This is a genomic window from Streptomyces aculeolatus (assembly GCF_020400605.1).
Taxonomy (GTDB): Bacteria; Actinomycetota; Actinomycetes; order Streptomycetales; family Streptomycetaceae; genus Streptomyces; species Streptomyces aculeolatus.
In genome coordinates this window covers 101,163-116,742 of the sequence record NZ_JAINRD010000012.1, presented here as the reverse complement: position 1 = coordinate 116,742, position 15,580 = coordinate 101,163, and the positions used below count along the sequence as shown (strand labels likewise).

Sequence of the window (15,580 nt, the reverse complement as noted above, 5' to 3'; positions counted from 1 at the left end):
TTCTGGTGTAACTGTCGGTACTCAGCGGTCTGTCCGTTCATCGAGGCCAAAGGACTGCCGGGCGGGGACAGTGGGATCGTACTGATGCGCTGTCGACCTGTTCACGTCGTGACCGCGGTGCCCGCCTGGAGAGGGTCGTCGTCCGAGAGTAGCGCCGCGGCGCGCACCGCCACCCGCAGCATGGCGAGTTGGGCGGGACGGTAGTCCTCCAGCCAGTCGTCGGTGGCGCGGTTGGCGTGCGCGACCAGAACGGCGCCTGCCCGTACGCCGAGGGCCCCGGCCACGGCCAGCACCGTCTCGGTCTCCATCTCCAGTCCGTCGACGCCCAGTCCGCGCAGGACGTCCATCCTCGCGGCCGCGCGTTCTTCGTGTCCGGGAAGCGGTCGTCCCTGCCCGAGGTAGTACGAGTCGACCGTGGCGAGGGTGATCTCGGTGAGCGGTTCGTCCAGGTCGCGTGCCGCACGCCGGACGGCGGTCAGGACGGCCGGATGGGCCGCTGGTCCGGCCGTGTCGGCGGGATAGTGCGAGGCGGCGCCGCTGCCCGGCACCGCCCGGGTGGCCGTGCAGACGGTGCCGGGGGCTATGCGGCTGGTCAGGGCGGCCATGCCGCCGGTGCGCAGCATGCTCCTGACGCCGAGCCGGGCGAGTTCGACGACGGCGATCTCGGTTGAAGGGCCTCCGATGCCGGTCGAGCAGACCGCGATTCGCCGGCCACCGGGCGCGCGGCCGGTACCGATCCTGAACTCCCGGTTCTGGCCGAGGACGTGGAAGTCGTCGAGCACCTCGGCGGCCAGGTCGACTCGCGCGGGGTCTCCCGGGAGCAGGCAGACCGGTGGGAGGGCTTCTGCGGTGCCGACCGGGAGGTGGGGCGGTGCCCCGCTGTGCCATGGATCCTGCGCGCTTCTCGCCATCGGCGACAACCTCCGTATGAGTCCTCAGATTCCATATGTGGAAACAGTGCATCGCGGGGGCGTAACTTTTCGCCGTCCGGGTTGCGGCTCTCGTGGCTGTCCGTGCCGCGAGAGATCGAGTCCACGTCACGGTATACACCGAATTGCCGACCGTATCTAGGGCTTGACTGTGGCCGAAAAAGGGTCCAACCTCTGAACGACATTCTTGGAGGCATATTTTCCAGATACGGAAGTTGTGGTGCGATGCCGTGCCGGTGGTCCGGAACGGTCCCGCTGAGCTCCGTACGGACACCGAGCCGCCGTGACTATTGAGGAGATCTTCATGCCACACCGCTCCATATGCGCCGATCACGGGCGTCACCGTGGCGCGCGCGCCACGGGCCCGGGATGTGCGACTTCGGGAGTGAGGTCCGCATGAACCCCCTTCTGTCGGTGCAGGGCGTCCACAAGGCCTACACCGCTGCCAAGCGCTCGAAGGTGGTGGCTCTGGAGGACGTCGACCTGGATGTGGGCGAGGGCGAGATCGTCGCCCTCATCGGCCCCTCGGGGTGCGGCAAGTCGACCCTGCTGCGGATGATGGCCGGCCTGGACACGGACTTCGAAGGGGACCTGACCTGGAGCGTCCAACCGCGTCCGGGCAAGGACATCGGCTTCGTCTTCCAGGAGCCCGCGCTGCTTCCCTGGCGCACGGTGAGGCGCAACGTCTCCCTGGGGCTGGAGGCGCAGCGCGACACCTCGCAGCAGGGGCGCGACCGGGTGTCGGAACTGCTCGACCTGGTCGGCCTCACCGACTTCGCCGAGTCGTTCCCCAAGGAACTGTCCGGGGGCATGCGCCAGCGCACCGCCATCGCCCGGGCACTGGCCTACAGCCCCCGGATCCTCCTCATGGACGAGCCCTTCGGGGCGCTGGACGCGATCACCAGGGACCGGCTCCACGACGACCTGTTGCGTATCTGGGAATCGACCCACAAGACCATCGTTCTGGTCACCCACAGTGTCGAGGAGGCCACCTACCTCGCCGACCGCGTGGCCGTGATGTCGGCGCGGCCGGGGCGTATCAAGGCCGTGCACACCGTGCCCCTGGGGCGTGAGCGCACCCCCGAGACGAGGCAGCTGCCCGAGTTCGCGAAGTTCGCCGGCATGCTCCGTCGGGAGCTGGTGTGAGCAAGGACACACTCACGCGCCGGGGCCGCCCCGAGCGGGCCGTGAAGCGTCCCGCCGCGTCCGGACTCCGCGACAGCGCCGCCCTCAACAGGGTCGTACGCGTACTGACTCCGCTCGCCTACGTGGCAGCCGTGCTGGCCGCCTGGAGCGCCTACGTCAGGCTGGCCGACGTACCGTCCTACCTGCTGCCCGCTCCCGGCGAGGTGCTGGACGGGGGGCTGAACCTCGTACGGGACGGCACGCTGTGGCCCAACCTCACTTACACCCTGCGCAACATCGTGCTGGGCTTCGTCGGCGGGTCACTGATCGGAATCGCCCTGGGCTGGGTCCTGTGGGCCTCCCGCACCGTCCGGGAGATCCTCGCGCCCTACATGGTGCTGCTCCAGGCGGCTCCCAAGATCGCCGTCGCACCGCTGCTGGTGCTGTGGTTCGGGCTCAGCACGACGTCGCAGTACGGGCTCATCCTGCTGCTGGTCTTCTTCCCGATGGCCATGGCCACGATGCTCGGGCTGAAGGACGTGCCCGCGGACATCAGCTCCCTGGGCCGGCTGCTGCACCTGTCCCGGTGGCAGTACCTGCGGAAGATCCAGCTCCCCGCGGCCCTGCCCGCGCTGCTGGCCGGCGCCAAGATCGCCGTCGTCGACGCGATGACCGGCGCGTTCCTGGCGGAGTACCTCGCCTCCGAACGCGGCCTGGGCTACCTCATGGTGCTCGGCAACACGTCCAGTGACACCCCCCTGCTGATAGCCGCAGTCCTCATCACGGTAGCGGTCGGGCTCCTCGGTTTCGGCCTTGTCTCCCTGGCCGAACGCAGGCTCCTGCGCGGACGCCGCTGAGTTTCCACTCCCACTTCGCCCTAAGGAAAGATCATGAACAGAAGGCCCCTGAAGCTGGTCGGTATCCCCGCCGTCCTGGCCGCCGCCGCTCTCCTCGCCGCCTGCAGCCCCGGCTCCTCCGATTCGGCGGAGACGTCGTCCGACGGCAGCAAGAAGGTCACCATCCAGATCGACGGCGCCGCGGTGCCGTACTACGCCCCGCTGTACGCGGCCAAGGAGCAGGGCTACTTCGCCGACGCGGGCCTGGACGTCGAATTCACCTACGCCCAGGGCTCCGACATCGTGAAGAACGTGGCATCGGGCAACGTCGACTTCGGCTTCCCGAACGGCGACTCGGTCGTCACCGCGTACGGCAAGGGCATCAAGACCAAGGTCGTGCACACCACGTACCAGGAGGGCATCGGCGCCCTGCTGTCGCAGCCTTCGTCGAACATCAAGTCCCCCGCCGACCTGAAGGGCAAGACCGTCGCCGTCACCGACCTCGGCAGCCCGAACTACATCCAGCTCCAGGCGATGCTGGAGGACGCCGGACTGGAGCTGTCCGACGTGAAGGTCCGCACCCTGGGCACCGGCGTCATCGTGGACGCGCTGAAGAACGGTCAGGTCGACGCGATCGTCTTCTCGCGCCTGCGCTACTACGCGCTCCAGTCCGCCGGGGTCGAGGTGAACCAGATCCTGAGCGACAAGTACCTGCCCTCCTTCGGCAACGTGGTCATCGCCGGCGAGGACAAGGTGGAGAACGACCCGGACACGGTCAAGGCGTTCGACAAGGCGCTGAACAGCGGCATCGAGTACACGGTCAAGAACCCGCGCGCCGCGGTCGACATGTCGGTGGAGAAGTACGCCTCCTCCTTCAAGGGCCAGGAGGACGAGATCACCACCATCGTCGAGGACCTCTTCGCCAAGAGCCTGTGGCAGTCGGACAACACCAGGAAGAACGGCCTGGGCTCCCCGGACCTCGCGCGCTGGCAGCAGGCCATCGACTCCCAGGAGCAGTTCGAGCTCCTCGACTCGTCCTTCGACGCGGGTGATCTGGTGGTGAAGCCGAATGACCTCGGCTGAGACGGCCGCTCGCCCCGGCCGGACGGCCGACGCCGTCCGGCCGGTGGTGATAGGCACGTTGTCCCTGCTGGCCGGCGTCGCGCTCTGGTGGCTGGTCACGGCGGCTTTCGGCATACCGGCCTACAAGCTGCCGAGCCCGGCCGCGGTGGCCGATCACGCCTGGCAGCTGGCCCAGGACGACGTGCTCACGGTGCACATCCAGCAGACGCTGGCCGAGGTGGTGCAGGGTGTACTGATCGGCGCGGTGGCAGGGATCGTCCTGGCGATCCTCTTCACCCGCTTGCCGCTTGCCGAACGACTGCTGATGCCCCTCGTCATCGTGGCGCAGGTGACCCCGAAGATCTCGATCGCCCCCCTGATCGTGCTCTGGCTGGGGCTCGGTGTCGGCTCCAAGATCGCCCTCGTGGCCCTGGTGTCGTTCTACCCCGTCATGATCAACATGGTGACGCGGCTGCGGTCCGTGCCCAAGGGGGTCGACGACCTGGCCCGCCTGCTGCGCATCGGACCGGTCGCCCGAGCCCTCAAGATCGACCTGCCGTACAGCCTGCCGGCCATCGCCGTGGGTCTGCGCCTGGGGGTCCTGCAGGCGGTGACGGCAGCGGTCATCGGCGAGTTCATCGGAGCGCAGTCAGGGCTCGGCTACCTGGAAAAGCAGGCCCAGGACAACGACGACATCAAGCTGGTGATCATCTGTCTGGGGCTGCTCTGCCTCATGGCATGGGTCATGTACGCCCTCATCGGCTGGGTCGAGCGCAAGCTCACCGAACGATTCGGCGGCTGACACCCCGCGGCCCGCTGCCCCCGCTCCGCCGTCCCGCATACCGGCCGGCTCGGCGCGCTTCCGCCCACTCTTCCCCGATCCCCTGACGCAGAAGGCAGGCACCATGACGGAGGTCCAAGACCACGATCCCGCGACGTTCGACGACCGCGACCGGCACTTCGCGGACCACACCGCGTTCCGGACCGACCTCGCGGTCTCGCTCGGCCCGCTGCGTCTGGCCAACCCCGTGATGCCCGCGTCGGGCTGCTTCGGCCCTGAACTCGCCGCTCTCCTGCCCGTACACGAGCTGGGCGCCCTGGTCACCAAGACCCTCTTCTCGCAACGGCGCTCCGGCAACCCCTCGCACCGGCTCACCGAGAGCGCGCAGGGCATGCTCAACAGCGTGGGAATCCCCAGCCCCGGCTCGGCGGAGTTCATCCGCACGGTGCTGCCCCGCTACCGGTCGTTCGGGGTACCCGTCGTGGTGAGTGTCGGGGGCCTCGCCCCGGACGAGTACCTGCGGATCACCGAGGAACTCGCCGACGCTCCCTGCGAGGCACTGGAGGTGAACGTCTCCTGCCCGAACCTCGAGCACGGCGGGCTCACCATCGGAACGGACGCGTCGACCGTGGAGCGTGTCGTCTCCGGCGTCGTGGCGCGTACCCCGCTGCCCGTCATCGTCAAACTGACCCCGAACGTGACCTCGATCGGGGACATCGCGCGCGCCTCCGAACAGGCGGGCGCCACCGCCGTGACCGTCGCCAACACCTTCCCCGGCATGGCCATCGACCTGAACGGGCGGAGCGCGGTGCTGGGCAACGGGGTGGGGGGACTGTCCGGACCCGCGGTCCGGCCCATGGTGCTGCGCCTGGTGTGGCAGGCCGCCTCGGCCGTCGCCATACCCGTCATCGGGTGCGGCGGCATCAGCACCGCGCGGGACGTCCTGGAGTTCGTCCTGGCCGGAGCCACCGCCGTACAGATGGGTACCGCGACGTTCACCCGCCCGTACGCCATGACCCAGGTCCTGCGGGACCTCGAGGCCCTCTGCCGCGAACTCGGCATCACCCGTCTCGCCGACGAACGCGGCACGGTGCGGACCTGACTCTCCCGCACGGCCGGCCCCCCGGCGACCCGCTGGCCTCGCACGGTCAGCGAAGGCCGTCCCATCCACGGAGCACACATGAACCTCGACCAAGTCCTCCACACGGCACCAGACACCCCCCGCGCCTTCCAGAGCGCCCAGCAGCGAAGCGCCGAACTGTACGCCGACATACTCGCGGTGGCGCCCCACGGCGACGGCCGGGTCGACATCGAAGCCGTCCAGTGCCGGCCGTCCATCCTGCGCCGCACCGCGGCGCTGCTGGCCGAGGTGCTCCCGCACGGGACCGACCGGCTGGTGTGCACCACCCCCCAGGGCCTCGCCACCACCACCGCCCTGGCCCTGCACACGGGGCTGCCGTTCGCGACGGTGACCGGTACCGGGGACGACGCCCGTCTGACCGGCGAGGCCCACCCGGGCGAACACACCGTCGTCGTCGTGCCGCTCACGGGCACGGCGCAGGACGCCGCGCCGCCGGTGCACGCCGCCCAGAAAGCAGGGATGCGGGTCTCCTGCGTACTGAGCGTGCTCGATCTCGGTGACAGCAGCGTGGTGGACACGCTCCTGGAGCGGTACGGAGTACGGTTCCATGCGCTCTTCCCCGCCACCCCGTCGCCGGCCCCGCCCAGGTCCGCGACCGACACGAAAGAGGAGGGTCCCCGATGACCGAAAGCACCTCCGCGATCCTTTCCGGCGTCCGCGAACTCGGCGCGGCGACCGACGCCTACGGGCTCACCCTGAACACACAGGTGTCCCCGGCCGCGACCGACCTGATCGGCCGCGCCCTCGCCGACGCCGTGCGGCACCTGGAGCCGGACCGCATCTCGGTGTGGGAGAGCAGCGACGAAGCCGTGCTCGCCCACATCGTGGCCCTGGCGACGGACGCCACCGTCCTGCGGGTCACCGACGAGTCCGGAATCACCTCCGCCAGCCCGGCGATCACCCCCGGCGACCGAGTCGTACCCCTGGCGACGGCCTGGGAGCCGCAACCCCTCCAGGTGATGCTCGGCCTGCTGCGCGGCGCCGCCGCCGAAGTGGCCGGGGTGGCCGCTGTCCTGCACACGCCGGCGCTCGCAGCCGTGGATTCCCCGACTGTGGTGTCCCTGCTCTCCGAGGCGGAAGCCTCGTCGGCCGGACTCCGATGACCGCACCGACGCTCGCCGCTCTCCGCCACGCCGACGCGGACCGGCTCCAGACGCACCTGGACACCTTCGCCGGAATGTCGGAGCCCGGCGGGGGCCCGGGCATCACCCGGCTGGCCTACACCCCACTGGAGCGCCAGGCCCACGACGTGTTCGCGGCGCACATGCGCGCGCTCGGCCTGGACGTACGTACGGACACAGCCGGCAACACGCTCGCCGAACTGCCCGGCACGACCCCCGGACTGCCCGGTCTGGGCACCGGCTCCCATCTCGACAGCGTGCCGGGCGCCGGCGCGTACGACGGCATAGCCGGTGTGGTCGCGGCGATGGAGGTGGCACGGCTGTTCGTCTCGGCCGGGATCCGGCTCACCCGGCCGGTCCGCTTCGTGGCGTTCGCCGCCGAGGAGGGAGCCCGCTTCGGGCAGGCCTGCACGGGCAGCCGGATCGCCGCGGGACTGACCGGCCCGGCCGACCTGAAGACCAAGCAGGACGCCGAGGGCGTATCGCTGGCGCAGGCCATGACAGCCGTCGGCCTCGACCCGAACGACACCGGGACGGCCCGCTGGCGCGAAGAGGACTGGGCCGCCTTCCTGGAACTGCACATCGAGCAGGGCTCCCTGCTGCAGTCCGAGTCCGTTCCCCTCGGGCTCGTCGACCTGATCTCGGGCAGTACGCGGCTGCGCCTCGATCTCACCGGACGGGCCTCGCACACCGGGGGGACCCCGATGCGGATGAGGGCCGACGCGATGGCCGCGGCGGCGGAGATCATCCTGATGATCGAGACCCTCGCCAACGACAGCCGTCACCACGGCACCCGCGCGACCGTCGGACGCATGGACGTCTCCCCCGGGTCCCTCACCACGATCGCCGGGAGCACCGAGGTGTATGTCGACGTCCGGGACGTCGACAACGACCGGCAGCGGCTGACCGCGGCGGAGATCGTCGACAGTGCACAGCACATCTGCTCCCGGCGCGGGATCGGGTGCGAATCACGGCTGCTGGCCGACGCCTCTCCCGTCATCCTCCCCAGGTGGCTCCGCGACACCGTCGCCGAGGCCGCGACGGAGGCCGGGATCACGCACCGGGTGATGCCCAGCGGGGCCAGCCACGACGCACAGATGATCAACCATGTGGTGCCCACCGGCATGATCTTCGTCCCCAGTCACAACGGCGGGGTCAGCCACAGTCCCGAGGAGCTGACCTCCCCGGCCGAACTCGCGGTCGGCACCGACATCCTGGCTTCGGGTCTCCTGCGGCTCGATGCCCGGCTGTCCGCACAGGAGGCCCCAGGCGCATGAGCACCCTCGACACGGACGCCGTCATACCGGTCACGGACAGCGTGACACCGCTGCCCGGTTCCGGGACCGACCGGCCCGCCGCGACCTGGCACCGTGCCCCGGTCCTCGCCTCCACGCCGCACGGACGTGGCCACCACTTCCTGCGCCTGGAGGCACCGAGTATCGCCCGGACGTGCCAGGCAGGACAGTTCGTGATGCTGACCGCCGCCCGGGACGATGACACCGGTCCCGTCCTGCCCCGCCCCATGGCCGTATACGCCCGGAATCCGCAGGCCGGCACCATCGACATCCTGCTCGGAGTGGTCGGTGACGGCACCCGCCGCCTGGCCTCCTTCCGGCCGGGCGAGCGCATGCTGGTCGTAGGACCGCTGGGCCAGGGATTCCGGATCGCCCGGGGAACGCGGCGCGTCCTGCTGGTCGGACGGGGCATCGGCACCTGTTCGCTGACCACCGTCGCCCAGGAATGCGCGGGCACCGGGGTCGAGATCGTCGCCGTGGCCAGCGGCAGAAGCGCGGACAGAGTCGTAGGAGCAGACGTCTACCGGGCCGCCGGTGTGACACGACTGCACGAAGTCACCGACGACAGCGGCAGCAGCGAGGTGACCCGGCTCCGGGACATGCTGACCGCAGACCTCGATCAGGCCCCTCCACAGCAGATCATGACGTGCGGTTCGGAGCGGCTGGCCCGGCTCTGCGAGGAACTCGGCCGACGCTGGGCGGCGGACGTACAGGTATCGCTGGAAGCGCACATGGCCTGCGGCCTCGGCTACTGCCACGGCTGCGCCACCGGCACCAGGAGCGGCCCCGAGGAGTCCCCGCTGATCTGCGCGGACGGACCGGTCTTCCGCCTCGCCCACCCGGACGCGGGCAGGTGAACGGCCCCCGGGCCGCCGGCTCCGCCGGCTCCTCCGGCACGACGATCCTGCGGGGGGTCCGCCCCCTCGGCGGCGCACCCCGGGACGTGACCGTACGGGGCAGCCGGATCGCCGCCGTGACGGCCCCTGGGAACGGGGACGGCAGCAGCGCCGCGCACGTGACGACAGCCGACTGCGACGGGCTGATCATGCTGCCGGCCCTGGTGGACCTCCATACCCACCTGCGCGAACCCGGTGACACCGCCTCGGAGACCATCGCCAGCGGCACCAGGGCGGCAGCGCACGGCGGGTACTCCGACGTGCTCGCCATGGCCAACTGCACGCCGGTGACCGACACCCCTGAGCGGGTACGGCACATCATCGAGCGGGCGGCGCGAACGGCATCCTGCCGGGTGCACCCGGTGGGAGCCGTCACCGACGGGCTCGCCGGCCGTGGGCTCGCACCCCTCGACGCCATGGCGGCGGCCGGCGCCCTGATGTTCTCCGACGACGGCGTATGCGTCGACGACCCCGGGCTCCTGCTGCGGGCGCTGGAGGCGGCCCGCCGCACCGGAACCCTCGTCGCCCAACACGCCCAGTGCCCCCGTCTCGTGCAGCGAGGCCAGGTCAACGCCGGCGCGGCGGCACAGGCCACGGGCCTGCCGCCCTGGCCGGCGACGGGCGAGGAAACGATCGTCGCACGTGACGTGGTACTCGCCGGGGCCACCGGCGGACGCCTGCACATCTGTCACGTCTCCACAGCGGGGACCGTCGAGATCGTCAGGTGGGCCAAGTCGCGCGGCTGGCCCGTAACAGCCGAAGTGACCCCCCACCATCTGCTGCTCACCGATCTCATGACCCGCGAAGCCGACCCCCTGCACAAGGTGAACCCGCCTCTGCGCACCGCCGAGGACGTGGCGGCGCTGCGCGCGGCCCTGCGTGACGGAACCATCGACGCCGTCGCCACCGACCACGCTCCGCACACCGCGTCGAGCAAGGACAACCACTGGTGCGAGGCGCCCTTCGGCATGCTGGGCCTGGAGACCGCGCTCCCGGTGGTCGCGGAGGCCCTGGGCGCCGGGGGCACCCCGGACTGGGGCCTCGTGGCCACGGTCATGTCCACACGTCCCGCCCGTATCGCGGGGCTCGCAGATGTGGCGGGCCGCCCGCTGGCCGCGGGGGAGCCCGCGACGTTCACCCTGGTGGACCCCCGGGCCGACTGGCGGGTGGACCGGACCGAGTCGGTCAGCACGTCGGACAACACCCCGTTTCACGGCATGACGTTTCGCCACCGCGTCGTCGCCACCGTGGTCGAGGGCCACGTCACGGCCGACATCGACGGCAGACTGACGGCGAGTTCGGCGTGACGAGTTGAACGACCGGCTGGTGACCGCTATTCGGCAAGCTGAACCCGTCATGACTTGCCCTTGACATGAACCTGACGAGACGGCTACAAAGCTGAAGAGGTGTAGACCACTGTAGGCGTGTCGCAGGGGGACCACCGGCTCTGAGCACCGAATCGGACCCCGGTCCCCCCACGAAGGGGCCGCTCTGCGGAGGGCACCCGCTCGCCGGACCGACTGCTCAGGACGGCCCGTCCACCTGTCGGCAGTCAGCCCCGAACGAGGAGACACGGACGCCATGCAATTCCTCCCCCGTCCAACCGCGGTCATATCCGGCCCGATCGCCGCTCAGAAGGGACCGAGATGAAGGCCTTGCTGACGCTTCCCCGTACCGTGCTCGTCGTTCTCATCGGGCTGGCCGTCACCGTCTCGCTGGTCATCGTTCCGGCAGGCGCGCAGTCCGCGCCCGGCGTCGACCCCAACCCCAAACCCCAGACGATTCCCGCGCTACAGGAGTGGACCGGTGGCAACGGGTCGTTCACCTACTCCGGCGCCACCAGGATCGTCCGCGCCGCCCCGGACGCGAGGGCGCTGAAGACCACCAGTGAGGTTTTCGCCGACGATCTGCGGGAGCTGAACGGCCACGCCGTCACCCAGGTCATCGGCACCAAGGCCGGCCTGCGGGCCGGTGACATCTTCGTGTCCCTCGGCTCCACCGACACCGGCCTCGGGACCGAGGGCTACGCTCTCTCGGTCACGGACAAGGTCGTCATCACCGCCCAGGACGACCGGGGCGCCTTCTACGGCACCCGGACGATCCTGCAACTGCTCAAGCAGGGCCCGTCGATCCCGCAGGGCACGGCCCGGGACTGGCCGCTCAAGCCCGAGCGCGGACTCATGGTGGACGCCGGACGAAAGTACTTCACCCCGCAGTGGCTCAAAGACCACGTGAAGGAACTCGCCTACCTCAAGATGAACTACCTGCACCTGCACCTGTCCGACAACCAGGGCTTCCGGATCGAGAGCACCTCGCACCCGGAGGTCGTGTCCTACGAGCACCTCACCAAGCGGGAGGTCAAGGACATCATCGCGCTGGCCGCCAGGTACAAGATCACTGTTGTCCCGGAGATCGATGCGCCCGGGCACCTTCGCCAGGTCATCAACGTCCACCCCGAACTGCGGCTGGTCACCAGCACCGGCACTCCCCAGCAGGAGTACATCGACCTGAGCAGGCCCGGGACCTACAGGCTGCTCAAGGACCTCTACAAGGAGTACCTGGCGCTTTTCCCCGGCCCGTACTTCCACATCGGCGCCGACGAGTACCGCATCGGCAGCTACAGCCAGTACCCGCATCTGGAGCAGTACGCCAAGGACACCTACGGCCCCGACGCCACCGGCAAGGACGTCTACCTCGGCTTCATGAACTGGGCCAACGAGATCGTCCGCGACGCGGGCAAGACCACCCGCGCGTGGAATGACGGAGTGGGCGGCGGCAGCGCCGTCACGGTCGACCCCGACATCATCCTCGAATTCTGGTACGACCTGGGTCTTTCCCCGCAGCAGCACATCGACAACGGGCACCTCATCTCCAACGAGAGCTGGAACCCGACCTACTACGTTCTCGGCTCGGGCGGACCGAGCGGACCGGCCGCCCAGTGGGGCTATGACACCTGGAACCCCGACCTGTTCCAGGGCAACCAGACCATCACCGACGCCTCGGAGTCCAAGAACCTCGGGACCAGGCTCCACGTCTGGTCCGACCGCGACACCGCCACCCAGGAACGCGTCGCCGGCGACATCAAGAACCCCCTGCGCATGGTGGCCCAGCAGACCTGGGGTTCTCCCAAGCTGGTGACCCCGTGGTCGAGCTTCACCGCTACGATCGACACCGTCGGTCGCAACCCGGCCTGGCCGGCCGACGCCCGGCAGGGCAACGTCGCCGCAGGCAGGCCGGTGACGGTCTCCAGCACCGCGGGCGGAAGCGTCGCAGGCGCGAACGCCGTCGACAGCGACTACACCACCCTCTGGTCCAGCCGCCGCGGCGACAACCAGTCGATCACCGTGGACCTCGGTATCCCCAAGCCGGTCAGCCGCGTGCAGCTGCACTGGGAGGACGCGTACGCCAAGGGCTACCGGATCCAGGTCTCCGACGACGCCACCACGTGGAAGACGGTCCACACGACCACCACGGGTGACGGCGGCACCGACGACCTGACCGGGCTCACAGGCACCGGCCGCTACGTCCGCATGCAGGGCACCGCCGGCGCCACCGGCGACGGCTACGCACTCAACGAGTTCGAGGTCTACGCACCGGTCATCGAGTCCGGAGCCACCTACCAGCTCAAGACCGGTGGCCAAGCCCTGGACATCCCCCTGACCGGTACCGACGGCACCCAGCTCACCGTGGACATCCCGGACTCCGGCGACAACCAGAAGTTCGTCATCACCGCCAACCCGAACAACACGTACACACTCAAGAACGCCCACAGCGGACTCTGCGTCGCCATTTCCACCAACTCGAACACCGGGGGGCAGGCGATCATCCAGACCGCCTGTGCGTCGACCGCCGCCCAGCGCTGGTCGCTCTGGCAGACCTCCGACTCCGGCTACTCCCTGGTGGCGACGACGGCCAGCGCCCAGATGATCACCGCGGAGTCGGCCACCAGCGGCGCCAAGGTCATCTCCCTGGCCATCATGGCCGCACCCCACCAGTCCTGGACCTTCACCAAGGTCGGCTAGTGCTCTGACCACATTGGTTCGCCGGGTTGGTGGTCGGGGCGGTTGGATGTTGTGTGATCGTCCGATCCGAGTGCTGGGGGTGTGGTGGCTGAGCCTGTCCGCGTGCGCAGGTTGACCGACCAGGAGGGGCAGAAGCTGCAGCAGATCGTGCGTCGGGGCAGCACCAGTTCGGTCCGCTTCCGACGCGCGATGATGCTGTTGGCGTCGGCCGGCGGGAACCGGGTCCCGGTGATCGCCCGGCTGGTGCAGGCCGACGAGGACACCGTCCGGGATGTGATCCACCGGTTCAACGAGATCGGCCTGGCCTGTCTGGACCCTCGGTGGGCGGGAGGCCGTCCCCGCCTGCTCAGTCCTGACGACGAGGACTTCGTTGTCCAGACGGCCACCGCCCGCCCGACCAGGCTCGGCCAGCCCTTCACTCGCTGGTCCATCCGCAAACTGCTGGCCCACCTGCGGAACGTCCATGGGCGGGTCATCCGCATCGGCCGCGAGGCGTTACGCCGTCTGCTCGCCCGCCGCGGCGTCACCTTCCAGCGCACCAAGACCTGGAAGGAGTCCCCGGACCCGGAGCGGGAGGCGAAGCTGGACCGGATCGAGGAGGTCCTTGACTGCTTCCCGGACCGGGTCTTCGCGTTCGACGAGTTCGGCCCGCTCGGCATCCGCCCCACCGGCGGTGCGGGCTGGGCCCCGGCCAGTCACCCCGAGCGGCACCCGGCGACCTACCGCCGCACGCATGGCGTCAGGTACTTCCACGGCTGCTATTCGGTCGGTGACGACACGCTCTGGGGCGTCAACCGCCGGAAGAAGGGCGCCGCGAACACGCTGGCCGCGCTCAGATCGGTCCGAGCCGCCCGACCGGACGGCGCCCCCATCTACGTCATCCTGGACAACCTGTCCGCCCACAAGGGCGAGACGATCCGCCGCTGGGCGAAGAAGAACCGCGTCGAGCTGTGCTTCACCCCGACCTACGCCTCCTGGGCGAACCCGATCGAGGCGCACTTCGGGCCGTTGCGGCAGTTCACCATCGCCAACTCCCACCATCCCAACCACACGGTGCAGACCCGGGGCCTGCGCGCCTACCTGCGCTGGCGCAACGCCAACGCCCGCCACCGCGACGTCCTGGCCGCCGAACGCAAGGAACGCACCCGCATCCGCAGCGAGAAAGGCATTCGCTGGGGCGGGCGCCCCCTCAAGACAGCAGCCTGAACCAATCAGGCGAACCAATGCGGTGGTCACGGCCCTAGGTTGGCGGTATGAGCCTCGACATTCCTGACCAGGTCCGCAAGACGGTCATAGCCGACGGGAACGAATCCTGGCTGGACGAGTTGCCAGGCGTGCTCGACTCGCTGGCCCAGGAGTGGTCTCTGATGATCGGGTCCAGCTTCGCGGGCGGTCACGCCGCCCTGGTCGTCGAGGTAACGCTTGTTGACGGGACTCCGGCGGTCCTCAAGATCGGTGTGCCAGGTCGGGACGTCGGGCAGGAGGCCATGGTGTTGCGCCTGGCGAACGGAGGGGGATGCGCCAAGCTGTTGGGCGAAGACGTGGGTCGACAAGCCCTTCTGCTGGAGCGCCTTGGGGCTCCGATGTACGACATCGTCGCCGACCCTGCAAGCCGCCACAACTTGCTGTGCGAAGTGGCGGTTCGCCTGTGGCGTCCGATCGGTCCCGACATTGACCTTCCAACCGGCGCGAAGTTGGCTGAGCAGTACGCCGATCGGCTGCCGAAACTATGGGAGCAGGCGGGGCGACCGTGTTCGCCAGCCACTGTGGCGGACGCGCTGAATTGCATGAATCGTCGTCGCCTTGCCCACGACGATCGGTCCGCGGTTCTGGTCCACGGTGATATCCACGAGATGAACGCCCTGCAGGCGAGCGACGGCAGCTACAAGCTCATCGATCCAGCCGGGCTGCGGGCCGAACCGGCGTGCGATCTCGGCACCATCGTGCGTTGCAACCCGGACCTCGGCGACGACCTCTGGGCACGGACTGAGCAACTGGCTTCTCGCACGGGCGTGGATGCCACCGCCATCTGGGAATGGGGAACTATCCACCGAGTCATCAGCGGCGTCTACGCCTGCAGCATTGACTTTCAGCCCTTTGGCGATCTGCTGCTGGCCGAAGCAGACCGCCTCACGGCGTAGTCACCACACATCCATCCGTCACGACGACCAACCCGGCGAACCTATGCGGCCACAGCACTAGGGCCTGTGTCGAAGGTCCCGTCGTCCGCCCGCAGGGCGGGCGCCGCGGCGTCTGGTGCGGTGCATCGCAAGGCGGAGGGTCGACCGCATACCGGGCTGTATTCGGTCGATCCCGACAACGCGGCGAGGTGCCGTGCCAGGCGTCGCGGCGCAGGCGGGACTTTCGACACA

The 15,580-nt window shown here is 69.5% G+C and carries 14 protein-coding genes; 13 read left to right on the top strand and 1 reads right to left on the bottom strand.

Going from position 1 to position 15,580, the window contains the following annotated elements; all coding sequences use genetic code 11:
* Window positions 1-101: 101 nt before the first annotated feature.
* A complete protein-coding gene (locus LG396_RS20830) occupies window positions 102-911 on the bottom strand; it encodes a nucleoside phosphorylase (protein WP_225795898.1) in 810 nt (269 codons plus the stop codon).
* 414 nt (window positions 912-1,325) lie between these two features.
* Here LG396_RS20830 and LG396_RS20825 point away from each other — a divergent pair, with 414 nt between their 5' ends.
* The 13 genes from LG396_RS20825 to LG396_RS20765 all read left to right on the top strand — a co-directional run bounded on the left by LG396_RS20825 (window position 1,326) and on the right by LG396_RS20765 (window position 15,349).
* The gene (locus LG396_RS20825) at window positions 1,326-2,075 is read left to right on the top strand and encodes an ABC transporter ATP-binding protein (RefSeq protein ID WP_018840127.1); all 750 of its coding nucleotides are present in this window, start codon (window positions 1,326-1,328) and stop codon (window positions 2,073-2,075) included.
* The gene (locus LG396_RS39760) at window positions 2,072-2,911 is read left to right on the top strand and encodes an ABC transporter permease (protein WP_225795897.1); all 840 of its coding nucleotides are present in this window, start codon (window positions 2,072-2,074) and stop codon (window positions 2,909-2,911) included. The genes LG396_RS20825 and LG396_RS39760 overlap by 4 nt, the downstream gene beginning before the upstream one ends.
* 33 nt (window positions 2,912-2,944) lie before the next feature.
* Complete coding sequence (locus LG396_RS20815) at window positions 2,945-3,973, top strand: ABC transporter substrate-binding protein (RefSeq protein ID WP_100298819.1); 1,029 nt, start codon at window positions 2,945-2,947, stop codon at window positions 3,971-3,973.
* A complete protein-coding gene (locus LG396_RS20810) occupies window positions 3,960-4,754 on the top strand; it encodes an ABC transporter permease (protein ID WP_018840124.1) in 795 nt (264 codons plus the stop codon). The genes LG396_RS20815 and LG396_RS20810 overlap by 14 nt, the downstream gene beginning before the upstream one ends.
* A 103-nt stretch (window positions 4,755-4,857) precedes the next feature.
* Window positions 4,858-5,835, top strand: a complete 978-nt coding sequence (locus LG396_RS20805; protein ID WP_225795896.1) for a dihydroorotate dehydrogenase — start codon at window positions 4,858-4,860, stop codon at window positions 5,833-5,835.
* 78 nt (window positions 5,836-5,913) lie between these two features.
* Window positions 5,914-6,498 carry a hypothetical protein gene (locus LG396_RS20800; protein WP_037754041.1) on the top strand — a complete coding sequence of 195 codons (585 nt, stop codon included), beginning with the start codon at window positions 5,914-5,916 and terminating at the stop codon, window positions 6,496-6,498.
* Window positions 6,495-6,977, top strand: a complete 483-nt coding sequence (locus LG396_RS20795) for a hypothetical protein (RefSeq protein WP_225795895.1) — start codon at window positions 6,495-6,497, stop codon at window positions 6,975-6,977. Before LG396_RS20800 ends, LG396_RS20795 begins: the two co-directional genes overlap by 4 nt.
* Window positions 6,974-8,272 carry a Zn-dependent hydrolase gene (locus LG396_RS20790; RefSeq protein WP_225795894.1) on the top strand — a complete coding sequence of 433 codons (1,299 nt, stop codon included), beginning with the start codon at window positions 6,974-6,976 and terminating at the stop codon, window positions 8,270-8,272. The genes LG396_RS20795 and LG396_RS20790 overlap by 4 nt, the downstream gene beginning before the upstream one ends.
* Window positions 8,269-9,147, top strand: coding sequence for an iron-sulfur cluster-binding protein (locus tag LG396_RS20785; RefSeq protein WP_225795893.1), 879 nt, complete (start codon window positions 8,269-8,271; stop codon window positions 9,145-9,147). The genes LG396_RS20790 and LG396_RS20785 overlap by 4 nt, the downstream gene beginning before the upstream one ends.
* Window positions 9,144-10,493 carry a dihydroorotase gene (locus LG396_RS20780; RefSeq protein ID WP_225795892.1) on the top strand — a complete coding sequence of 450 codons (1,350 nt, stop codon included), beginning with the start codon at window positions 9,144-9,146 and terminating at the stop codon, window positions 10,491-10,493. Before LG396_RS20785 ends, LG396_RS20780 begins: the two co-directional genes overlap by 4 nt.
* A gap of 339 nt (window positions 10,494-10,832) precedes the next feature.
* Window positions 10,833-13,208 carry a family 20 glycosylhydrolase gene (locus tag LG396_RS20775; protein ID WP_225795891.1) on the top strand — a complete coding sequence of 792 codons (2,376 nt, stop codon included), beginning with the start codon at window positions 10,833-10,835 and terminating at the stop codon, window positions 13,206-13,208.
* Window positions 13,209-13,292: 84 nt separating this feature from the next.
* Window positions 13,293-14,414, top strand: coding sequence for an IS630 family transposase (locus LG396_RS20770; RefSeq protein WP_308190116.1), 1,122 nt, complete (start codon window positions 13,293-13,295; stop codon window positions 14,412-14,414).
* A 47-nt stretch (window positions 14,415-14,461) separates the two neighbouring features.
* Window positions 14,462-15,349, top strand: a complete 888-nt coding sequence (locus LG396_RS20765) for an aminoglycoside phosphotransferase family protein (protein ID WP_225795889.1) — start codon at window positions 14,462-14,464, stop codon at window positions 15,347-15,349.
* Window positions 15,350-15,580 lie beyond the last annotated feature (231 nt).